This window comes from Kluyvera sp. NPDC087067 (genome assembly GCF_044745165.1).
GTDB lineage: Bacteria > Pseudomonadota > Gammaproteobacteria > Enterobacterales > Enterobacteriaceae > Kluyvera.
Map to the genome: position 1 here is coordinate 1 of NZ_JBIUZS010000010.1, position 22,914 is coordinate 22,914.

The 22,914-nt window shown below is 54.3% G+C and carries 16 protein-coding genes; 6 read left to right on the forward strand and 10 right to left on the reverse strand.

Features of this window, described 5'->3' with window-relative positions; genetic code table 11:
- Positions 1-115: 115 nt before the first annotated feature.
- Positions 116-2,821 carry an HTH-type transcriptional regulator MalT gene (gene malT, locus ACIPDS_RS19780; protein WP_166515434.1) on the reverse strand — a complete coding sequence of 902 codons (2,706 nt, stop codon included), beginning with the start codon at positions 2,819-2,821 and terminating at the stop codon, positions 116-118.
- A 621-nt stretch (positions 2,822-3,442) separates the two neighbouring features.
- On the opposite strand from malT, the gene malP reads away from it, so the two are divergent.
- Together malP and malQ are read left to right on the forward strand one after the other, a co-directional pair.
- Positions 3,443-5,833, forward strand: coding sequence for a maltodextrin phosphorylase (malP, locus tag ACIPDS_RS19785; protein ID WP_400739499.1), 2,391 nt, complete (start codon positions 3,443-3,445; stop codon positions 5,831-5,833).
- A 9-nt stretch (positions 5,834-5,842) separates the two neighbouring features.
- The gene (gene malQ, locus ACIPDS_RS19790) at positions 5,843-7,927 is read left to right on the forward strand and encodes a 4-alpha-glucanotransferase (RefSeq protein ID WP_166515436.1); all 2,085 of its coding nucleotides are present in this window, start codon (positions 5,843-5,845) and stop codon (positions 7,925-7,927) included.
- 173 nt (positions 7,928-8,100) lie between these two features.
- On the opposite strand, the gene gntT is transcribed toward malQ, so the two are convergent.
- The 3 genes from gntT to gntX form a co-directional block, all read right to left on the reverse strand.
- The gene (gene gntT, locus ACIPDS_RS19795) at positions 8,101-9,417 is read right to left on the reverse strand and encodes a gluconate transporter (RefSeq protein ID WP_062775637.1); all 1,317 of its coding nucleotides are present in this window, start codon (positions 9,415-9,417) and stop codon (positions 8,101-8,103) included.
- Positions 9,418-9,869: 452 nt separating this feature from the next.
- The gene (nfuA, locus tag ACIPDS_RS19800; RefSeq protein ID WP_166515437.1) at positions 9,870-10,445 is read right to left on the reverse strand and encodes a Fe-S biogenesis protein NfuA; all 576 of its coding nucleotides are present in this window, start codon (positions 10,443-10,445) and stop codon (positions 9,870-9,872) included.
- Positions 10,446-10,503: 58 nt separating this feature from the next.
- Positions 10,504-11,178 carry a DNA utilization protein GntX gene (gntX, locus tag ACIPDS_RS19805; protein WP_400739505.1) on the reverse strand — a complete coding sequence of 225 codons (675 nt, stop codon included), beginning with the start codon at positions 11,176-11,178 and terminating at the stop codon, positions 10,504-10,506.
- Positions 11,179-11,215: 37 nt separating this feature from the next.
- Between gntX and bioH the strand changes: the two genes are divergently transcribed.
- Positions 11,216-11,992, forward strand: a complete 777-nt coding sequence (gene bioH / locus ACIPDS_RS19810) for a pimeloyl-ACP methyl ester esterase BioH (RefSeq protein WP_400739508.1) — start codon at positions 11,216-11,218, stop codon at positions 11,990-11,992.
- Positions 11,993-12,108: 116 nt separating this feature from the next.
- Positions 12,109-12,378 carry a YdgH/BhsA/McbA-like domain containing protein gene (locus tag ACIPDS_RS19815; protein ID WP_166515440.1) on the forward strand — a complete coding sequence of 90 codons (270 nt, stop codon included), beginning with the start codon at positions 12,109-12,111 and terminating at the stop codon, positions 12,376-12,378.
- 41 nt (positions 12,379-12,419) lie between these two features.
- Here ACIPDS_RS19815 and feoC read toward each other — a convergent pair whose 3' ends face one another.
- The 5 genes from feoC to greB form a co-directional block, all read right to left on the reverse strand.
- A complete protein-coding gene (gene feoC / locus ACIPDS_RS19820; RefSeq protein WP_166515441.1) occupies positions 12,420-12,656 on the reverse strand; it encodes a [Fe-S]-dependent transcriptional repressor FeoC in 237 nt (78 codons plus the stop codon).
- 8 nt (positions 12,657-12,664) lie between these two features.
- The gene (feoB, locus tag ACIPDS_RS19825; protein ID WP_400739513.1) at positions 12,665-14,983 is read right to left on the reverse strand and encodes a Fe(2+) transporter permease subunit FeoB; all 2,319 of its coding nucleotides are present in this window, start codon (positions 14,981-14,983) and stop codon (positions 12,665-12,667) included.
- Positions 14,984-15,011: 28 nt separating this feature from the next.
- Positions 15,012-15,239 (reverse strand): ferrous iron transporter A, encoded by a 228-nt coding sequence (gene feoA / locus ACIPDS_RS19830; RefSeq protein WP_166515443.1) that lies wholly within the window; start codon positions 15,237-15,239, stop codon positions 15,012-15,014.
- 521 nt (positions 15,240-15,760) lie between these two features.
- Complete coding sequence (locus tag ACIPDS_RS19835; protein WP_400739516.1) at positions 15,761-18,097, reverse strand: Tex family protein; 2,337 nt, start codon at positions 18,095-18,097, stop codon at positions 15,761-15,763.
- Between the two features lie 98 nt (positions 18,098-18,195).
- Entirely contained in the window at positions 18,196-18,669 is a 474-nt protein-coding gene (greB, locus tag ACIPDS_RS19840; protein ID WP_166515445.1) for a transcription elongation factor GreB, read from the reverse strand.
- A gap of 231 nt (positions 18,670-18,900) precedes the next feature.
- On the opposite strand from greB, the gene ompR reads away from it, so the two are divergent.
- Positions 18,901-19,620, forward strand: a complete 720-nt coding sequence (gene ompR, locus ACIPDS_RS19845) for a two-component system response regulator OmpR (RefSeq protein WP_001157751.1) — start codon at positions 18,901-18,903, stop codon at positions 19,618-19,620.
- Positions 19,617-20,969 carry a two-component system sensor histidine kinase EnvZ gene (envZ, locus tag ACIPDS_RS19850; protein WP_400739549.1) on the forward strand — a complete coding sequence of 451 codons (1,353 nt, stop codon included), beginning with the start codon at positions 19,617-19,619 and terminating at the stop codon, positions 20,967-20,969. The genes ompR and envZ overlap by 4 nt, the downstream gene beginning before the upstream one ends.
- A gap of 143 nt (positions 20,970-21,112) precedes the next feature.
- On the opposite strand, the gene pckA is transcribed toward envZ, so the two are convergent.
- On the reverse strand, positions 21,113-22,729 hold the full coding sequence (gene pckA / locus ACIPDS_RS19855; RefSeq protein ID WP_400739552.1) for a phosphoenolpyruvate carboxykinase (ATP): 1,617 nt from the start codon (positions 22,727-22,729) through the stop codon (positions 21,113-21,115).
- Positions 22,730-22,914 lie beyond the last annotated feature (185 nt).

The following is a 22,914-nucleotide window of genomic DNA, read 5'->3' on the forward strand; positions in this document are numbered from 1 at the left end:
TATGAACCTAAGGCCTGATACGGCATGCGGACTGCTGGCAGGGAGAACTGGCCGGTCCTCTCTGCACAGGAAGGATAATACAAGGCCTGATAAGCGAAGCGCCATCAGGCGGAGATTAAACGCCGTAGCCCATCATCTTCAGCAGATTTTGCGCATGCTGCACCGCATCCTGACGATGCGCCACGCCGAGCTTCTGATACAGATTACGGATGTGGGTTTTGATGGTGGTTGCCGCCACGTCCAGCTCTCCGGCAATCTGCTCGTTGCTGTAGCCCGAGTAGATAAGCCCCAACACCTGCCATTCGCGCTGAGTGAGCGGACTGGTGCGGATGAGTTCAGGAACTTCCGGGTGATTAAGCAGACGCTCGACAAAGCTCTCGTCGAAATGGGCAAATTTATGGCGGTGATGCTGGTTAATCTCACGCAAAATGCGCTGGGCGCGGTGTTGTTCAAGTTCCGGCAGCGTATTTAACTGAATCAACTGGCGCAACTGCTGCGCCATGGCCTCACCTTCAATGACAAAGTGGCTGATAAAACCGGTTCGATTAGCCAACTGCAGGGCTTCCAGCAACACGCGCTGGGCCTGATTTTTGTTGCCTGACTGCCAATAAAGCTGGTTTAACAACAGAAGGTTGCGGTTGAGATCGCTCATCAGGCGCAAAGAGCGAGCGTTTTCGTTTAGCTCCTCAAGCACCATCTCAGCGGAGTCAAACTCACCGAGTAAAATCTGCACCCGGGCAATATTACGCCACTGGCCTTGCAGGAAATGGTTGTTGGCAAATTCGGGTTTCGGCGTATGACGCAGCCAGTTGGCGGCCGATTTTTTGTCGCCGACCATCTGCCAGTAAATCACCCGAACCTTATCCGCGTTGGACACCCAATCGCTATGATAAGCGCCGTTGCCGAGTAAATTCTCCAGACGATTCAAGTGATTCCGCGCGTTATCTAAATCGCCGCGCGCTAACGAACACTGTACCAGCAAACTTAAACATTGCAGCTGCTGCTGCGGCTGGAAGGTGCGCAAAACCTCAATACCGGTACGCGCCGCGGTTTCGGCTTCGTCCAGACGCGCCCAGGCCCACAGCAACTGTGAACGAATACGCAGTAAAAATTCGTGCATAGGCAGCTGTTCAAGATGCTGCTCGTGGATCAGTTGGAAGCCTTTTTCCTGGCATTCCCAGGCGGCCTGCAAGAAGCCCTGGGCAAACAGAATCTCGCTTTGCTGGATGAGGCTCCACAGCGCGTAGTGCCAGATATCATGGCGACGCGCCATCTGTTCTGTCTGCTGCATCACGGCGATAGACTGGCCCAGCAATCCTTTACAGTGCAGTACTTCGCCATGCACCGACGTGGCAACGATACGGCTGTAGAAATTCGCCAGCGGCAGCTCTTCAAGCGCCACGTTGGACAGCCGTTCAGCTTCTTCCTGATCGCCATCGTTGATAGCAACCTGCGCACGCAGGGCATTGAAATCACCGTGCAACGAGGCGTCCATTTCTGAGGTCATCTCTTGTTCGGCGCGAGCCAGCAGCGTATTCACTTCGCTGTAACGGTGTTGGCTTTGCATCAACCACGCCTGCAACAAGACCAGACGTGGGTTTTCCAGCAGGCTTTCCCACGGCAGGGCCGAGAGCGACTCTTCGAGCAGCGCCAGCTCGCTGTGGTGGAACAGTCCCCACGCGTGATTTAACAAGATATCACGCAGCATTTTCGGATCGCCCGCGGCCAGCGCGTGATGAATAGCTTCGCTTGGGAAGCCTTGCGCCATCCAGCTTTCGGCGGCTGCGCGATGGATATTCGGCAGTTCAGCCGCCAGTTCCCACTGGCAGCGCTGGCGCAGGAAGCTGCAAAACAGTGGGTGGTAGTTAAACCACTCGCCGGAGTTGTCCATGCGCTGAATAAATAGACCCTGGCGCTCAATCTCTTCAAGCCGCATCTGACCATTCTCTTCGCCGGTGACGCGAGCGATAAGTGAGTCGTTCATGGAGCGCAGCAGGGAGCTTTTCAGCAAGAAATTGCGGGTGTCCTGGTCAACGTTATCGAGGACTTCATCCACCAGATAATCGGACAGGTGGCTGGCATTAATGCCCGCCAGACGACGCGCAGAGTGCTGCGTAGCGTTATTACGCTGACGTGCAGATAAGGCAATTAACTGCAACGCCGTGGCCCAGCCCGCAACGTCGTCGCACAGACGGCTGCTTTCCGCCGCTTCAATCGGCGACGCTAAGCGGCAGTCAAAAAATTGTTTGGTTTCCGCATGGGTAAAGGAGAGCTGTTGGCTGCCCACCTCAAGAAGCTGATCGCGTACGCGAAGATTAGCGATGCCCAGTTGCGGCAGATTGCGCGACAGCACAACCAGTGTCAGATTCTCCGGCTGATGGCGCAGGAAAAAGCGCATCGCATCGTGAATAACGGGATTGGTTATCAGATGGTAATCATCAATGACTAAATACAGCGGGCGCTGCCATTCGCTAAGTTCGATGAAAAGCTGCGAGAAAAGCGAACTCAGGCTCGCGTACTGGCGCTTTTGCACCATATTTTCGCTGGCCTCACAATGTCCGCCGGTGGCCTGCTGGATAGCGGCTATCAGATAGCTGGCAAAACGCTCTTGCTGGTTATCGCCCTCATCAAGCGAGTACCAACCAAGATCTTTCATCCCTGCCGCCCATTGCGAAACGAGCGTTGTTTTTCCATATCCAGCCGGACTGGTTATCAGCGCCAGACGATAATTGTTCGCGCCGGAAAGTTTCGCCAATAGTCTCTCACGAACAACGGTGTGCTCGAGACGGACTGGTCGACTTAATTTTGACGGAATCAACATAGCTAATCACTTCACTGTGAGGATTGGGAAAAGGGATTTTTTCGCGCTTCGTAATTAATGCATACAAAGGTCGGTCAAATGGCTATGTATTGCAAGTTATGTCCTGTTTGGATGCTTGCGAATTTGCTATATGTCACAATTCTAAATATTTACTACCAACATCGTAGAAAGTCTCTCAGTACGCGGAAATTCAGGTTTCCGTAACTGCTTGTCATGATAGGTGAAATCAATTTTTTTCGACTATTGTGAATAGAGTGACTAAGAACTTACTGTATCTAAGATAATTTCCGCAGAAACAATGCGTATTAATTTGTTGCTTATTTTAGCCTCGCAATAGTTTCCTTATTTACATATATATCGCAAAACACCATTTCATTTCATGAGCGACTGCGAAGATTTTTTTAGCGCAATCTCCGACACTGAATGGGAAGACTGGGGCGGTTGTGAGGATTAAAAAACAACCACTTCTACCGCTGATGAGCTAAGTTATAGTGGCGTTGATCACACTTTTCGCTCATCCCTGCGACTCCTCCCCGGCTAATCCGGGACAGGATGAGGAAGTCGCGTAAGCGCCCCGGCACACTAGCGCTAATGTTTATGTAAAAAGGATTCTAATTCGCTATGTCACAGCCTACTTTCAATCACGATTCATTCCAGGCTGCCCTGACGCGTCAGTGGCAGCGATTTGGCCTGCAAGCCGCATCCGAAATGACGTCTCACCAGTGGTGGCAGGCTGTGAGCGGCGCGCTGGCGGAACAGCTTTCTGCGCAGCCGGTGGCGAAGCCGGAAAAAGGCCAGCGCCATGTGAACTACATCTCGATGGAGTTTTTGATTGGCCGTCTGACCGGCAACAATCTGCTCAACCTCGGCTGGTATGAAGGGGTTAGCGAAGCGCTGAAAGGCTACAACATCAACCTGACCGACCTGCTGGAAGAAGAGACTGACCCGGCGCTGGGTAACGGCGGTCTGGGCCGACTGGCGGCGTGCTTCCTGGACTCAATGGCGACCGTCGGCCAGTCTGCTACCGGTTATGGTCTGAACTACCAGTACGGCCTGTTCCGTCAGTCCTTTGACGACGGTCACCAGATGGAAGCACCGGACGACTGGAAGCGCGGCAGCTATCCGTGGTTCCGCCATAACGCGGCGCTGGATGTGCAGGTTGGCATCGGCGGCAAAGTCGTGAAAGGGGAATGGCAACCGGCCTTTACCATTATCGGTGAAGCCTGGGATCTGCCGGTGCTCGGCTACCGCAACGGCGTCGCACAGCCGCTGCGTCTGTGGCAGGCCACCCATGCGCATCCGTTCAATCTGACCAAATTCAACGACGGCGATTTCCTGCGTGCGGAACAGCAGGGCATCGACGCCGAAAAACTGACAAAAGTGCTCTATCCGAACGACAACCATACGGCAGGTAAAAAACTGCGCCTGATGCAGCAATACTTCCAGTGTGCGTGCTCGGTGGCGGATATTCTGCGTCGTCACCATCTGGCAGGCCGTAAGCTGCATGAGCTGGCTGACTTTGAAGTCATTCAGCTAAACGATACTCACCCAACTATTGCCATCCCAGAACTGCTGCGCGTGCTGATTGACGAGCACCAGATGAGCTGGGACGATGCCTGGGCTATTACTAGCAAAACCTTCGCCTACACCAACCACACTCTGATGCCAGAGGCGCTGGAGTGCTGGGATGAGAAGCTGGTCAAAGCGCTGCTGCCGCGCCACATGCAGATCATTAAAGAAATTAACGATCGCTTTAAGAAACTGGTCGATAAAACCTGGCCGGGTGATGAAGCGGTTTGGGCGAAGCTGGCTGTAGTACACAGCAAGCAGGTGCGTATGGCGAACATGTGCGTCGTCAGCGGTTTTGCCGTCAACGGCGTGGCCGCGCTGCACTCGGATTTGGTCGTGAAAGACTTGTTCCCGGAATATCATCAGCTTTGGCCGAACAAATTCCACAACGTCACCAACGGCATTACGCCGCGCCGCTGGATCAAACAGTGCAATCCTCTGCTTGCCGCGCTGCTGGATAAAACGCTCAAGAAAGAGTGGGCGAACGATCTGGACCAGTTGATCCATCTGGAAAAATACGCTGACGACGCCAAATTCCGGCAGAAATACCGCGATATTAAGCTGGCGAACAAACAACGTCTGGTCAGCTTTATCAAGGCGCGTACCGGTATTGAAATCACCACCGACGCTATTTTTGATATCCAGATCAAGCGTTTGCACGAATACAAACGTCAGCACCTGAACCTGCTGCACATTGTGGCGCTGTATCAGGAAATTCTTCAGAACCCGCAGGCTGACCGCGTACCGCGCGTGTTCCTGTTTGGCGCGAAAGCGGCACCGGGCTACTACCTGGCGAAGAACATTATCTTTGCTATCAATAAAGTGGCTGAGATTATCAATAACGATCCTGCGATTGGCGATAAGCTGAAAGTGGTCTTCCTGCCGGATTACTGCGTATCGGCAGCGGAAATGTTGATCCCGGCCGCCGATGTGTCTGAGCAGATTTCTACCGCGGGTAAAGAGGCCTCCGGCACCGGTAATATGAAGCTGGCGCTAAACGGCGCGCTCACCGTCGGGACGCTGGACGGCGCGAACGTCGAAATCGCCGAGCAGGTGGGCGACGAGAATATCTTCATCTTCGGTCATACTGTAGAGCAGGTGAAGGAGCTGAAGGCAAAAGGCTACGATCCGCTGAAATGGCGTAAAGCGGATAAACAGCTGGATGCGGTATTGAAAGCGCTGGAAAGCGGGAAGTTTAGCGACGGCGACAAACATGCATTCGACCAGATGCTGCACAGCATCGGCAAACAAGGCGGCGACCCGTATCTGGTGCTGGCTGACTTTGCGGCCTATGTGGAAGCGCAGAAGCAGGTTGATGTGCTGTACCGCGATCAGGAAGCCTGGACGCGTGCCGCTATCCTGAACACCGCGCGCTGCGGCATGTTCAGCTCCGATCGCTCTATCCGCGATTATCAGAAACGTATCTGGCAGGCAAAACGCTAAGGACAGGCCATGGAGAGCAAACGCCTCGATAATGCCGCGCTAGCGGCAGGGATTAGCCCGAACTATATCAATGCCCACGGTAAGCCGCAGTCTATCGGTGCCGACACCAAACGGCGTTTGCTTGACGCTATGCATCACGGTGCCGACACCTCTGTAGCGGCGATGCCGGTACCTAACGTGATGGTCTGGACTTACGGTAAGAAAATGGCGCTGCCGGTGGCGGGAAAAGGCGAGTTTAGCTGGATCCTCACCACCGAAGAGGGCAAGCAGCATCAAGGACGCGTGGCGGGCGGGAAAAACCTCAACCTGCCAACTCGCCTGCCGGAAGGGTATCACTCATTAACGCTGACGCAGAATGATGAGCGTTGGCACTGTCGGGTGATTATCGCCCCCGAACGTTGCTATGAACCGCAGCCGCTGAAAGAGGCGAAAAAGCTGTGGGGAGCTTGCGTGCAGCTTTATACCCTGCGCTCAGACAATAACTGGGGCATCGGTGATTTCGGTGACCTGAAGGCGATGCTGCCTGAAGTTGCTAAGCGCGGCGGCGCGTTTATCGGCCTCAACCCGATTCACGCGCTCTATCCGGCGAACCCGGAAAGCGCTAGCCCTTACAGCCCGTCGTCGCGTCGTTGGATGAACGTTATCTATATCGACGTCAACGCGGTTGAAGATTTTGCGAAAAGTGAAGAGGCGCAGGCGTGGTGGAAGCTGCCGGCAACGCAGGAGAAACTCAGCGCCGCGCGCGAAGTGGCGCAGGTGGATTACACGGCGGTTACAGAGCTGAAAATGACCGCGCTGCGGCTGGCATGGAAGCGCTTTGCCAAACGCACCGATGAGCTGATGACGACTTTCCGCTACTTTGTCGACAAAGAAGGCGAGAGTCTCTACTGGCAGGCGGCGTATGACGCGCTGCACGCCCATCACGTGAAAGAAGATCCGATGCGTTGGGGCTGGCCGGCATGGCCGGAGGCGTATCAGACGATTGAAAGCCCGGAAGTGCACGCATTTTGTCAAAAGCATGCTGACGAAGTCGATTTCTACCTGTGGCTACAATGGCTGGCGTACACCCAGTTTGCCGAATGTTGGGCAATCTGTCAGCGCGATGAGATGCCGATTGGCCTCTATCGTGACCTGGCGGTGGGCGTGGCGGAAGGCGGCTCGGAAACCTGGTGCGACCGTGAGCTTTACTGTCTGAAAGCTTCCGTCGGTGCGCCGCCGGATATTCTCGGGCCGTTGGGGCAAAACTGGGGACTGCCGCCGATGGATCCGCATATCATCACCGCGCGGGCCTATGAACCGTTTATTGATCTGCTGCGCGCCAACATGAAAAACTGCGGCGCGCTGCGTATCGATCATGTGATGTCGGTACTGCGTTTGTGGTGGATCCCTTACGGTGAAACGGCTGACCACGGCGCTTATGTGCAGTACCCGGTCGACGATCTGCTGTCGATTCTGGCGCTGGAAAGCAAGCGCAACAATTGCATGGTGATAGGCGAAGATCTGGGCACGGTGCCGGTTGAGATCGTCAGCAAGCTGCGTAAAAGCGGCGTCTACTCATACAAGGTGCTCTATTTTGAGAGCGACCAGGAGAAAAACTTCCGTGCGCCGAAAGCGTACCCGGAACAGTCGATGGCCGTGGCGACCACGCATGACCTGCCGACGCTGCGCGGCTACTGGGAAAGCGGTGATCTGATATTGGGAGAGGCGCTGGGTCTGTATCCCGATCCCGATGTGCTGACCGGTTTGTTTAAAGACCGTGAACTGGCTAAGCAAGGGTTGCTGGACGCTTTACATAAATATGGCACGCTGCCAAAACGCGCGGGTCACAAGGCGTCATTAATGTCGATGACGGGGACGTTGAGCCGAGGTATGCAGCGTTATATCGCCGACAGCAACAGCGCGCTATTAGGTTTACAGCCGGAGGATTGGTTGCAGATGGCCGCGCCGGTGAATATTCCAGGCACCAGCGTTTCGTATCCTAACTGGCGGCGTAAGCTCACCTCCTCACTGGAGGCGATGTTTGCCGATGATGGCGTCAATAAGTTGATTAAAGATTTGGATAAGCGCCGTAAAGCGGCAAGCAAGAAGAAGTAATTCATACCCCGGCGTCACAGCGCCGGGATACGTATAACGTATTGATTGTTTTTGTAGGCCGGGTAAGGCGAAGCCGCCACCCGGCAAAACGGCGAACACAATCGCAAAAAAGGTTTGTCATCAATCATAATGCCGGGACAAGCCCGGCATTATGCTATTCAGAATCGGTGGCGTTAAACCACCATCCCCAGCAGTAAACAACCCACCAGACCACATACCGAAATAATGGTTTCCAGCATCGACCACGACTTGATGGTCTCACCGATGGTCAGGTTAAAGTACTCTTTGAACAGCCAGAAGCCTGGATCGTTCACGTGGGAGAAGATAACGGAGCCGGAACCGACCGCGATAACCATCAGTTCAGGGCTCACACCAGTGGTGGCAATCAGCGGTGCCGCGATGCCGCCTGCGGTGATTGCCGCAACGGTCGCTGAACCTAGCGCAATACGCAGAACGGCGGCGATAGACCAGGCCATAAACAGCGGAGACACGTTGGATTCGTGCATGATAGAGGCGATGTATTTGTCGACGCCGCTATCAACCAGAACCTGTTTGAACGCACCGCCACCACCGATAATCAGCAGCATCATGGCGATGATTTTAATGGAGGAGATCAGCGTATCGTTGATGTCATCCATTGAACGGCCACGGTTCAGACCGAAGGTGAAGATAGCAATCAGTACCGCAATCAGTGTCGCCATTACCGGGTCGCCGAAGAATTCAGCGGCAGGCAGCAGGGCGTGACCTTTTGGCAGCACCATTTCAGCCACGGCGCGCAGCGCCATCAGAATAACCGGAACCAGAGAAGTCCAGACGCTCACGCCGAAGGACGGCATTTCAGCATCGGTGAAGGTTTTCGGGTTGTGCAGACCTTCAGGAATTGGTTTGTCGATCCCTTTCAGGCAGCGCGCATACACCGGGCCTGCCAGAATGACCGTAGGGATAGCCAGCAGCGTTCCGTACAGCAGGGTTTTACCCATATCCGCGTGGAAGATGGTGGCAATCGCAGTTGGGCCCGGGTGCGGCGGCAGGAAGCCGTGGGTCACGGAGAGCGCAGCGGCCATTGGCACACCAACGTACAGCAGCGGAATACGTGCGTTTGCAGCGATGGTAAAGACCAGCGGCAGCAACAAGACGAAGCCCACTTCATAAAACAGCGCAAAGCCGACGGTGAAACCGGTCAGAACGACGGCCCACTGGATATGCTTGCGACCAAATTTTTCGATGAGCGTGGTGGCAATGCGTTGTGCGCCACCGCAGTCGGCGAGCATTTTGCCGAGCATGGCGCCGAAGCCCATAATCAGCGCCAGACTGCCGAGGGTACCGCCGACGCCGTTTTTAATGGAGACGATCACTTTGTCCAGCGGCATGCCCTGCATTAATCCAACGGCGAGTGCCACCAGAACCAGTGCGATGAAGCCGTTCATTTTGAAACGGATCATCAACAGTAATAAGAGGATAACCCCGATTGCTACGATGATTAATGGCATAATTTTTCCAGCCTTTAATTTGTTATGGGTAACGTCACTGTTGTTGCGACAATGTCCAATTGTCCCTACAGAGGGAATTAGTATTAATTGCTTCGCACCATCGTCATGTTGTATCGCCTGGACAAAGCGTCGCTGGCTATTATTTAACACGATGGCGTATGGCGGGATGATACGGGTAACATGCCGGTCTTGAGAATATCCCCGTGTGTACAAATGTTAATTATGCGACGTTAGTCAAACTATTGGCTGGAGTTTTGCAGGTTTGCGGAAAGATAAAAGTGAGGAATGTTGCGCGGTAACATGGGAAATGGGGGGGCTGAGCTGCCCCGGCGTCACTGCGTTCGGCCGGGCTACATAAGGCAACCCCGGGGTCGGCATAAATGCCTCGCCCGGGCTACGATCACATGTAGCCCGTCCAAGCGTAGCGCCGCCGGGACGAGCGCGGCGCTAACTTAGTAGTAAGAGTGCTCGCCGCGCTGGTGTTCGGTGAGATCGCGCACGCCTTTCAGTTCCGGGAACTCAGCCAGCAGTTGCTTCTCAATACCGTCTTTCAGGGTGACATCAATCATCGAGCAACCGTTACAGCCGCCGCCAAATTGCAGAATGGCATAGCCATCGTCGGTGATTTCCATCAGCGACACGCGGCCACCGTGACCGGCCAACTGTGGGTTTACCTGCGATTGCAGCATGTACTCAACGCGTTCCATCAGCGGCGCATCGTCGTTTACTTTGCGCATTTTGGCGTTTGGTGCCTTCAGCGTCAGCTGAGAACCTAACTGGTCGGTGACGAAATCAATTTCCGCATCTTCCAGATACGGAGCGCTCAGCTCATCGACATAGGCGGTGAGTTGTTCAAATTTCAGTTCGGTATCGCTTGCTTCCACCGCATCCGGCGGGCAATAAGAAACGCCGCATTCTGCATTAGGCGTACCTGGGTTAATCACGAATACACGGATCTGAGTCCCTTCTTCCTGATTAAGCAGAAGTTTGGCAAAGTGCGCTTGCGCAGTATCGGAAATACGGATCATAGCTTTGACCTAATAGTTGACTACTTTAGTTGGTTATAATACGCCCATCGCAGGGGGTCTACAAGGTGCGACACAGACACCATACCTGAACGCTCGCCGCGCCATTTCGCAAAAGCAGGCGGCAAATTTCGGCCACGGTGCTGCCTGTCGTGACCACATCATCCACAATAACCATATGGCGACCCTCCACCGGCAATTCAAGCCGGAAGGCATTTTTCAGGTTGTGTTTACGAAGCCTGGCGCTCAACTGATGCTGGGCGGCGGTGGGGCGCACACGCGTGATCGCCTCGGGCTGATACGCCGTCGGCAACCATTTTGCCAGCGCCTGGCAAAGCAATTCGCTTTGGTTATAGCCCCGTCGCCAGTGGCGTCGTTGCCATAGTGGCACGCTAATCAGCCGCTCGGGCGCAGGCAGCCCTGCGTGTTGGCGAACGGCCAGTAACAGCAGGCGCGACAGCGCAGGAGCCAGCTCGGCTTTACCGCTAAATTTGAAGTGATGAATCAGTTGGCTAAGCGGTGGCAGATAATCATTAATGGCCACCAGCCGCTGCCATGGCGGCGGCTTTTGCAGGCAGCGTCCGCAAGGAGAACGAGCGCTTGCCGAGGGCAATCCGCACCGTGGGCAAACGCACATCTTGCTAAATAGCGTTGTCGAACAGCGCGAACAAATCCCCCATGCGGGTATCGCCAGCGGCATTTTACATAGCCAGCACAAGCCGTGCACTGTTAGCATTATCTCTCCTTGATGTGAAAAAAGAGAACAATAGCGGATGAAAGACATTTGGTGGCAGACCATTGGCGAAGGGAATTGTCATCTTGTGCTGCTGCACGGATGGGGGCTGAATGCCGAGGTCTGGGATTGCATAACGCCGGAACTTAGCGCGCACTTTACCGTGCATCTGGTCGACCTGCCGGGCTATGGCCGCAGCGTGGGGTTCGGTGCACTTTCACTTGAGGAGATGGCGGAGCAGCTTCTGGCTCACGCGCCACCGAAAGCTATCTGGCTGGGCTGGAGTCTGGGCGGGCTGGTGGCCAGTCAGATGGCGTTACGCCATCCTGAGCGCGTGATGGCACTCGTCACCGTGGCATCGTCACCGTGTTTTAGCGCCGATGCAGACTGGCCGGGCATCAAACCGGAAGTGCTGAGCGGTTTTCAGCAGCAATTGAGCGACGATTTCCAGCGCACCGTCGAACGTTTCCTGGCGCTGCAAACTATGGGTACCGAAAGCGCTCGTCAGGATGCGCGCGCGCTGAAAAAAACGGTACTGTCGCTGCCAATGCCTTCCACAGAAGTGCTTAACGGCGGGCTGGAGATTTTGAAAACCGCTGACCTGCGTCAGCCGTTGACTACGTTGTCTGCGCCTTTCCTGCGGCTTTATGGGCGTCTTGATGGTCTGGTGCCGCGTAAAATTGTGCCCATGCTGGATGCATTATGGCCGGCCAGCGAGTCGGTAGTATTTGAGAAGGCTGCCCATGCGCCGTTCATCTCGCATCCACAGGATTTTTGCGCTGCCTTGATGACATTGAAGCAACGGTTAAATAATTAATTTTAATGGATCATGGCAAAACAGGGTTTCCTGGCAATACTTAAGTGGTTGCGATAGGTGATTAACTCACCTGGACGCCGCAATCATAAAAACAACACTTATGGAGAGTAGAAGCTATGAAACTTGTTACAGGTATTGTTACATCTCTGGTGATTGGCTCCCTGTCGTTTGGTGTATTCGCAGCGCAGGAAATTACCAAAGAAGACGTTGCCAAGATGAATCTGACGAAAATCGGCGATATCACGACGTCGAAAACCACGTCACCAAGCGATGCGAAAGCGGATTTATCGAAAAAGGCAGATGAGCTGGGCGGGAAGTACTACGTCATCATCGCCGGTGAGAAAAACGAGAAAACCGTTCACGGCAACGCAGACGTTTACAAATAGTGTCGAACATTTTCTCCCCGGCGTTATGCCGGGGAGATCGCTTAACGTAATGCCCACCACTGACGCAAACAGGCTTTTCCTTCCGGGCAACTTTTACAACTGCCAGTCAGGCAACCATCCGGTTCTTCGTCAATTTTGACCACTTTTCCCATCGCTTCCAGGCGGCTTAACATGGCGTCGACCAGCGCCTGCGGCGTATGCAGTTGCGCGCTGAGCTGTGAAGCCTCCATGCGTCCTTGCAGTGCCAACATATCGCGTACTTCGATCAATGACGCCATTTTGCCTCCTAGTGGCAATCGCCAGACGGGCTGGCACAGCATGAAGTCGGCGTTTTACGCGCCGTCAGCAGGGAAACTTCCACGCGGCTGCGGGCGCGACGTAACAGGCCCAGCAGTACCACGTTGAACAGAATCACCGCCAGAATACAGACCAGGCTGTAACGTGGATGCTGACTAAAGCTCACTGTCTGGTAGTACAGCGTTGAGAGCGAATAGGCGATATTCAGACCCCAGAGAATGGAGAATGTCATCCAGCCACGGCTCGACTCGCGGGCAATCGCCCCCATCACCGAAATGCACGGTACATACAGCAGCACGAAAATCAGGTAGCTGTATGCCGCGGCAGCGCTGCCAAACTTACTGCTCATCACGCCCATGGCCCCGGTTTCCATCACGCCATCGCCTTTGCTGGCTTCGATTGGGTTCGCCAGTACGCTCAGGCTAAAGGTGTCTTTCAGCCCCTGCCAGGTTTCATCTGCCGCTTCTAACAGTTCTTCACCGAGATTGAATTCCTGTGGGTTAAACGCTTCATTCTGGATGTTTTCGGCGGTGTAGAGGGTATTGAGCGTACCGACAACCACCTCTTTCGCCATCGCCCCGGTAAACAGCCCCACGGTGGCCTGCCAGTTATCGTCATGGACGCCGATAGGTTTAAAGACCGGCGTAATCGCCCGGCTGACGGAAGCCAGCGCGGAGTCGTTAATGTTGTCAACAATCTTGCCGCTAAACGAGAAGCTGTTCAGCGCGCTCAGGAAAATACTGACGATAACGATAACTTTACCCGCGCGCAGCACGAAGCCTTTCAGGCGTTGCCAGGTCTGGATAATCAGGCTCTTTACGTGCGGCACGTGGTATACCGGCAGCTCCATAACAAACGGCGAGGCTTCGCCACGCATAATGGTGTATTTGAGCATCAGGCCGGTCAGGATAGCGATAGCGATACCCAGCACGTACAGCGAGAATACGACCAATGCGCCGCCCTGGCCGAAGAAAGCCGCGGCGAAGACGGCGAAAATAGCCAGACGCGCGCCGCAGGACATAAACGGCGCCATCATGATGGTCATCAGACGCTCACGCGGAGCATCCAGGGTACGGGCGCCCATCACCGACGGGACGTTACAGCCAAAGCCGACAATCAGCGGAACGAAAGATTTGCCCGGCAGACCCAGCGACTGCATCAAACGGTCCATAACGAACGCCGCACGTGCCATGTAGCCGGAATCCTCCAGGAAGGAGAGGAACAGATACATCATGCCGATTTGCGGCACGAGTGGCAGCACGGTGTTAATACCGCCGCCAATCCCCTGGGCGAGGAATACGGTGAGCCAATCAGGGAAGTGCAGGGTGTAGCCAATCCACTGAATACCATGGATAAACAGGGCAACCGAGCCACCATCAAAGATAGGCTGTAGCGCGCCGCCGATGTTAATCGCCAGTAAGAACATCAGATACATGACGAACAGGAAAATCGGTAATCCCAGCACGCGGTTGAGGACGATTTTGTCCAGCGCGGCGGTAAAACGGCTAGGTTCGGCGGTGAGGGTGTTACTCACGGCGTCACAAATCGCGGCAATGCTCTGATAACGCGCATCGGCGATATGCAGCGCCGGGTCGTCGAGTTCCTCACTCAGGTTAGCGAGTGAGATGTCCAGTTTGTGTGCGGCGTCACCTGCATAGGCGCGGCTATAAATATCGCCTTCCAGCATTTGCAATCCGAGCCACTGGCGCTGACGTTCCGGGATATCTTGCGCCATCTCGCGGGCCAGATTATCGGCTTCACGCAGCAGCGGCTTTGGATAGTGCACCAGCTCCAGCGAGACATTTTCCTGATGGCGATCGATGGCTATTTTCAGCGCTTCCAGGCCGCGACCACGGGTTGAGACCAGCGGGATAACCGGGCAACCCAGACGAGCGGAGAGGGCGTCGACGTCGATGCGGATTTGTTGCTTCTCGGCAATATCCAACATGTTTAGCGCAACCACGCAGGGGATCCCCAGCTCAAGCAGTTGTAATGTCAGATAAAGATTTCGTTCCAGGTTGGAGGCGTCGACCACGTTTATCAACAGGTCGGCATCGCCGCTCAGAATGTAATGGCAGGCGATTTGTTCATCCAGCGAGGTTTGTGAGGAGATAGTGGTGAGCGAATAGGTGCCTGGCAGGTCCACCAGCGTGGCCTGATGGTCAGTCGTTGTAAAAGCCCCTTCTTTGCGTTCAACCGTTACCCCCGCCCAGTTGCCCACACGCTGGCGCGCGCCGGTTAACTGATTAAATAGGGTGGTCTTGCCGGAATTAGGATTGCCAATTAAACCAATGGTTATTTTTTTCATATTTCAGACTCTTAGTACCGGGCTAGGGTTATTGCGTGACGGCTTCTAATTCAATAAGCGCGAGATCTTTCTTTCGCAATACCAGGCTTACGCGACGGGTTTCAATATGAATAGGGTCGCCGAGTGGTGCAACGCGAACCACATTAAAGGACGATCCCGGCAGCATGCCCAGGGACAGCAGTTTCTGACGATAAGCTGGGCTAATTTCGCGGGAGAAACCGACAATCTTCCACGCAGTATCAGGTGTAAATTGCATATAACCTACTTGTGTGTCGCTAGCTGAACGAGGGGAGCACCGCGCGCTGCCAGGCGGCAACCGGGGCGTCGTCAACGAATATAGAGATAAAGCCTACTGGAAGTGATGATAATGAGAATGGTTTTTATCATCAATACATATTATGCGATCGGTGAGGATTTCGAGTGAAATTTGCACTTTTTTTGATATGACGCAAGCAACCCATTGTAGCTGTAAATGAATTAAATATTATTTTCTTCGCTTAATGTTTAATTAAGGTTTCATTGGTTAATAAAATAAAACGCGATGGAGCTTATTATTAAAAGCCTATAAAAAAATGAATTGTAGGATGAGATATATTGCGGTAGCCCGGGCGAGGCGTTTTAACGCCGACCCCGGGGAGGCTCTGGAGCGTTTCCCGGCGTCGCTACGCTCGGCCGGGCTACTTGATACTATTTAGTCGTTGTAGGCCGGATAAGGCGCAGCCGCCATCCGGCAATCCGTATTGCCCGATGGCGCTACGCTCATCGGGCCTAAAAGGGTTAGCGTTTTTTACCCATCGCGGCGGCAAGTGCATCCATCATCGCGCTATTACCGGCAGGCTGTGCTTCACGACCGCGTGGTTTAGCGGCTTTTGCGGCCGGACGATTATTGCCCTGGCTGCGTTCGTTACCGCCTGCGCTGCGACGGGCATTGGTTTCGCCCGGCTGCTCGTCCAGACGCATAGTCAGTGCGATGCGCTTACGTTGCAGATCAACTTCCAGCACTTTCACTTTGACGATATCGCCCGCTTTTACCACGGTATGGGGATCTTCAACGAACTTATCCGCCAGCGATGAAATGTGTACCAGACCATCCTGATGCACGCCGATATCAACAAACGCGCCAAAGTTGGTCACGTTGGTCACGGCACCTTCCAGTACCATTCCCGGCAGCAGATCGTTCATGGTTTCCACGCCATCGGCGAACTTCGCGGTTTTAAACTCAGGACGCGGATCGCGACCTGGTTTTTCCAGCTCTTTGATGATGTCGGTGACGGTGGGCACACCAAAACGCTCGTCGGTAAACTCGGAGGCTTTCAGGCCGCGCAGTTCGTCGCTGTTACCCATCAGATCTTTGAGCGCCTGCTGGGTGGCGGCCAGAATGCGTTCGACCACCGGATACGCTTCCGGGTGAACGGTTGAGGCATCCAGCGGGTTATCGCCGTGGTTGATACGCAAGAAGCCGGCGCACTGCTCAAAGGCTTTCGGCCCTAGGCGGCTGACCTTCAGCAACTGCTGACGGTTCTGGAACTGACCGTTCTCGTCACGCCAGGCGACAATATTCTGCGCCATCATGCGGGTTAAGCCCGCCACGCGGGTGAGCAGCGGTACGGAGGCGGTATTGAGGTCAACGCCTACGGCGTTCACACAGTCTTCCACTACCGCGTCCAGCTTACGTGCCAGTTGAGTCTGGCTGACGTCGTGCTGATACTGGCCAACGCCGATCGATTTCGGATCGATTTTCACAAGCTCCGCCAGCGGATCCTGCAAACGACGGGCGATAGACACCGCGCCACGCAGGGAAACGTCAAGGTCAGGGAACTCCTGTGCAGCCAGTTCAGAGGCAGAATAGACGGACGCGCCCGCTTCGCTGACGATCACCTTCTGAGCGGTGACTTTCGGGAACTGCTGCTGGACATCGAGGTAGAAGCGTTCGGTTTCGCGTGAAGCGGTGCCGTTACCGATAGCCACCAGTTCCACGTTATGCTTTTCGCACAGCGCGGCGACGACCATTGCGGCTTTCGCTGCCTGACCGGTATGTGGATAAATGGTATCGGTGGCGACCAGTTTACCGGTGCCATCAACCACCGCCACTTTGACGCCGGTGCGCAGGCCAGGGTCGAGGCCCATCGTGGCGCGCAGGCCAGCCGGGGCGGCCATCAGCAGGTCGTGCATATTGCGGGCGAAAACGTTAATCGCTTCGTCTTCCGCGCGCTCGCGCACGGTGCCCATCAGCTCGGTTTCAAGGTGCATCAGTATTTTGATACGCCATGTCCAGCTGATCACCGCTTTACGCCAGCTGTCCGCCGGGGCGTTGTTCAGACGCAGGCCGAGGTGATCGATAATAATCTGTTCGCAGTAGCTCTCTTTTGGCGGCTCGTCGAACTGCGGGTCAGCATTTAAAGAAAGCTGCAGCACACCTTCATTGCGTCCGCGGAACATCGCCAGCGCGCGGTGAGAAGGGGTGGTAGAAATCGGTTCGTGATGGTCGAAGTAGTCGCGGAATTTTGCGCCTTCCTCTTCTTTGCCGCTGACCACGGTGGCGACCAGATGGGCGTTTTTCCACAGGTAGTCACGTACTTTTGCCAGCAGCGCCGCGTCTTCAGCGAAACGCTCCATCAGAATATAGCGCGCACCATCGAGGGCGGCTTTGGTGTCGGCAACGCCTTTATCGGCATCGATAAACTTCTCAGCTTCCGTTTCCGGCGTGTGGGACGGGTCGTTCCACAGCAGGTCGGCCAGCGGTTCCAGACCGGCTTCAATGGCTATCTGTCCGCGCGTGCGGCGCTTTTGTTTGTAGGGCAGGTAGAGATCTTCGAGCTCGGTTTTGTTCAGCGTACCGTTGATCGCTTTTTCAAGCTCTTCGGTCAGCTTGCCTTGTTCACCGATCGATTTCAGGATGGTCTGACGACGATCTTCCAGCTCACGCAAATACCCCAGTCGGGTTTCCAGATTACGCAGTTGCGTATCATCCAGACCGCCTGTGACTTCCTTACGATAACGTGCGATAAACGGCACGGTGTTCCCTTCATCAAGCAGGCGAACGGCGGATTCCACCTGTTCTGCTCTGGCCTGAAGTTCACCCGCAATAATGCGGCAGAGCGAATCATTCAACATGGCTTGGTTTCACTGTTAGGTCATAAAATCAGGGGACAGTTATACGGATTGACCGGCAAAAATGCCAGTCGTCAGCCGGGGCTTCGGAATGTTCCGGCTCATTTCACGTATTCAATTTCGTTCACATACCAGCTGGCTTCCCCCGCCGGTGTGTTCACTAAGGCGAGATCGCCCACCTCTTTTTTCAGCAGCGCGCGGGCCATCGGCGAGTCGATGGAGATATAATCTTTACGGCCAAAAATTTCATCGTAACCGACAATACGAAAACGCTTGGTTTCACCGTCGTCGTTTTCAATTTCAACCCACGCGCCAAAAAACACTTTGCCTTCCTGCTGAGGTGAATAATCAACAATCCTCAGGTTCTCCAGACATTTGGTTAAATAACGCACGCGGCGATCGATTTCTCTCAAGCGTTTTTTATTATATTGATAGTCCGCATTTTCACTGCGATCGCCGAGACTGGCGGCCCAGGTCACTTTTTTGGTGACTTCCGGGCGTTCTTCGCGCCAAAGATAATCCATCTCTTTTTTGAGCTTTTCGTACCCTTCACGGGTGATCAACGGTGTTTTCATCTTTTAGTGCTTACCTGGCTGTCGAGTAATCAATGCGCACAATACGTATTACGCCAGCATACCGACAGAATAAATAATGTGTACTAAGATTCATTGTATACTTAACTTGCTGTTAAATATGCTTTGTAACAATTTAGCCTGGAATATATACCAGATTTTGCTGGTCGTACGTTCAGGCTTTTTTGAGAATACGTACTAATTAATTGTTGCGAACCTTTGGGAGTAAAAACAATGCAAGAGAATTATAAGATTCTGGTTGTGGATGACGACATGCGCCTTCGCGCGCTACTGGAGCGTTACCTGACCGAGCAGGGCTTCCAGGTTCGAAGTGTCGCTAACGCCGAACAGATGGATAGATTGCTGACGCGCGAATCTTTCCATCTGATGGTGCTCGATTTAATGCTGCCTGGCGAAGATGGCCTGTCTATTTGCCGTCGTCTGCGTAGCCAAAGTAACCCGATGCCGATCATTATGGTGACGGCGAAAGGGGAAGAAGTTGACCGTATCGTTGGCCTGGAAATTGGCGCCGACGACTACATTCCAAAACCGTTCAACCCGCGTGAACTGCTGGCCCGAATCCGTGCGGTACTGCGTCGCCAGGCCAACGAGCTGCCGGGCGCACCTTCTCAGGAAGAAGCGGTGATTGCCTTCGGTAAGTTTAAGCTCAACCTCGGCACCCGCGAAATGTTCCGTGAAGATGAGCCTATGCCGCTGACCAGCGGTGAATTTGCCGTGCTGAAAGCGCTGGTAAGCCATCCGCGTGAGCCGCTGTCTCGCGACAAGCTGATGAACCTGGCGCGTGGCCGCGAATACTCAGCGATGGAGCGTTCTATCGACGTACAGATCTCGCGTCTGCGTCGCATGGTGGAAGAAGATCCGGCGCACCCGCGCTATATTCAGACCGTCTGGGGTCTGGGCTATGTATTCGTCCCGGACGGTTCTAAAGCATGAGGCGACTGCGCTTCTCGCCACGAAGTTCGTTTGCCCGCACGTTGTTGTTGATTGTCACTCTGCTGTTTGTCAGCCTTGTGACAACCTATCTGGTCGTGCTGAACTTTGCGATTTTGCCAAGCCTGCAGCAGTTTAATAAGGTTCTCGCTTACGAAGTGCGTATGCTGATGACCGATAAACTGCAGCTGGAAGACGGGACGCAGCTTGTCGTGCCGCCGGCATTTCGCCGCGAGATTTATCGTGAGCTCGGTATCTCACTGTATTCTGATGAAGCCGCAGAGGAAGCGGGGCTTCGTTGGGCGCAGCACTATGAGTTTTTAAGTCAACAGATGGCCCAGCAGCTCGGTGGGCCGACTGAAGTTCGCGTTGAAGTGAACAAAAGCTCCCCGGTGGTCTGGTTAAAGACCTGGCTGTCACCCAATATCTGGGTGCGCGTGCCGCTGACCGAAATCCATCAGGGCGACTTCTCTCCACTCTTCCGTTATACCCTGGCAATTATGCTGCTGGCGATAGGCGGCGCATGGCTGTTTATCCGCATTCAGAACCGACCCTTAGTCGATCTTGAGCATGCCGCGCTACAGGTCGGCAAAGGGATTATTCCGCCGCCGCTACGTGAATACGGGGCGTCGGAGGTGCGTTCGGTGACCCGCGCCTTTAACCATATGGCCGCAGGCGTGAAGCAGCTCTCAGACGATCGCACGTTGCTGATGGCCGGGGTGAGCCACGATTTACGTACGCCGCTGACGCGCATTCGTCTGGCGACCGAAATGATGAGCGAACAAGATGGCTATCTTGCTGAATCAATAAACAAAGATATTGAAGAGTGCAACGCCATTATCGAGCAGTTCATTGACTACCTGCGTACCGGTCAGGAGATGCCGCTTGAGTTTATCGACCTTAACGCCGTGCTCGGCGAAGTGATTGCGGCGGAGAGTGGCTACGAACGTGAGATCCAGACTGATCTGCTGGAGGACGATATTCCGGTGCGCGTGCATCCGCTGTCCATCAAGCGTGCGCTGGCGAATATGGTGGTGAATGCGGCGCGATACGGTAACGGCTGGATTAAAGTCAGCAGCGGTCGTGAAGCCCATCGTGCCTGGTTCCAGGTGGAAGATGACGGCCCGGGTATCAAGCCTGAGCAGCGTAAGCATCTGTTCCAGCCGTTTGTTCGTGGCGACAGCGCTCGTACCATCAGTGGTACAGGATTGGGGCTGGCAATCGTGCAGCGCATTATCGACAACCATAACGGACTGCTGGAGCTGGATACCAGCGAACGGGGTGGATTGCTGATTCGAGCCTGGCTGCCGGTGCCGCCAAGTCGTGTGCATGGGCCGACGAAAGAGAGCTAATAAAAAAACCGCTGGGGAGACCCGGCGGTTTTTTTATGTCGGCACTGCGATGGTCTACACCTGTAGGCCTGATAAGCGAAGCGCCATCAGGCGAGCCGGTGCAAATTGCCGGATGGCAGCATTGCCTTATCCGGCCTACTTGATTACAGCTTCGGACCCGCGGTGACCAGCGCTGCGCCTGCTGGCGTATCGGTATACTTCTCGAAGTTTTCGATAAACAGATGCGCCAGTTTCTCAGCTTTCTCTTGCCACTGCTCCGGTGAACCATAGGTGCTGCGTGGGTCAAGGATATGGGTATCAACGCCCGGCAGCGAGGTTGGGATCTGCAGGTCAAACATTGGCAGGGTGAACGTTTCCGCATTATCCAGCGAACCATCAAGGATGGCGTCGATGATTGCGCGTGTGTCTTTAATCGAGATACGTTTACCCGTGCCGTTCCAGCCGGTGTTAACCAGATACGCTTGCGCGCCCGCGGCCTGCATGCGTTTCACCAACACTTCAGCGTACTGCGTTGGGTGCAGCGACAGGAATGCTGCGCCAAAACAGGCGGAGAAGGTTGGGGTTGGCTCGGTTACGCCACGCTCGGTGCCCGCCAGTTTGGCGGTGAAGCCGGACAGGAAGTGGTACTGCGTCTGGTCGGCGGTGAGGCGTGAAACCGGTGGTAACACCCCGAAGGCATCGGCGGTCAGGAAGATGACTTTCGTGGCATGACCCGCTTTCGACACTGGCTTGACGATATTGTCGATGTGGTAAATCGGGTAAGAGACGCGAGTGTTTTCGGTTTTGGAACCATTGTCGAAATCAATGGTGCCATCTTCACGTACTACCACGTTTTCCAGCAGCGCATCGCGGCGGATGGCGTGATAGATATCCGGTTCTGCCGCTTCGGAAAGCTTAATGGTTTTCGCGTAGCAACCGCCTTCAAAGTTAAACACGCCGTCATCGTCCCAGCCGTGTTCGTCATCGCCAATCAGACGACGCTTTGGATCGGTGGAGAGCGTTGTTTTACCGGTGCCGGACAAACCAAAGAACACCGCCACGTCACCTTTCTCGCCAACGTTCGCCGAGCAGTGCATGGAGGCAATGCCTTTCAGCGGCAGCAGGTAGTTCATGATTGAGAACATCCCTTTTTTCATCTCGCCGCCGTACCAGGTACCGCCAATCAGCTGGATACGCTCTGTCAGGTTAAACGCGACAAAGTTCTCCGAATTCAGACCTTGTTCTTTCCACTGCGGATTAGTACATTTCGCGCCGTTCATCACGATAAAGTCTGGCTTGAAAGTCTCAAGCTCTTCGTCGGTCGGGCGGATAAACATGTTTTTGACGAAGTGCGCCTGCCAGGCCACTTCAGTGATAAAACGCACGGACAGCCGCGTGTCTTCGTTTGCGCCGCAGTAGGCATCCACGATGAACAGGCGTTTGCCGGAAAGCTGTTGGGAGACAAGACCTTTCAGATGTTGCCAGATTTCAGGTGACAGAGGTTTGTTGTCATTTTTGCCGTTACCCTTATCAGACCACCAGACGGTGTCACGGGTTGTCTCATCGCGAACGATGTATTTGTCTTTCGGAGAGCGGCCTGTAAAGATGCCGGTATCGACAGAAATTGCACCCAGGGTCGTCAATACACCACGTTCATAACCTTCCAGGTTAGGATCGAGCTCTTCTTGATACAATGTATCGTAGTCGGGGTTGTAGACGATATCCTGTGCGTCATTGATACCATAAGCCTTGAGGTCCTGCGGGGTTATACCGTTGCGCATTTCACTGCTCCTTAGCCAATATGTACTGCCACAAATTCTATGTGTATTTTGGGGTTGTTGACCGCGACCAGGCTCATAGATTTACGTATCCCGACAAACGTCTTACTTACGAAAACATTGTGACTCCTGTCACGAAGCGGCAGGGATTATGACAGGAAAAGCCGCATATTTGGCGTGAATGTTCT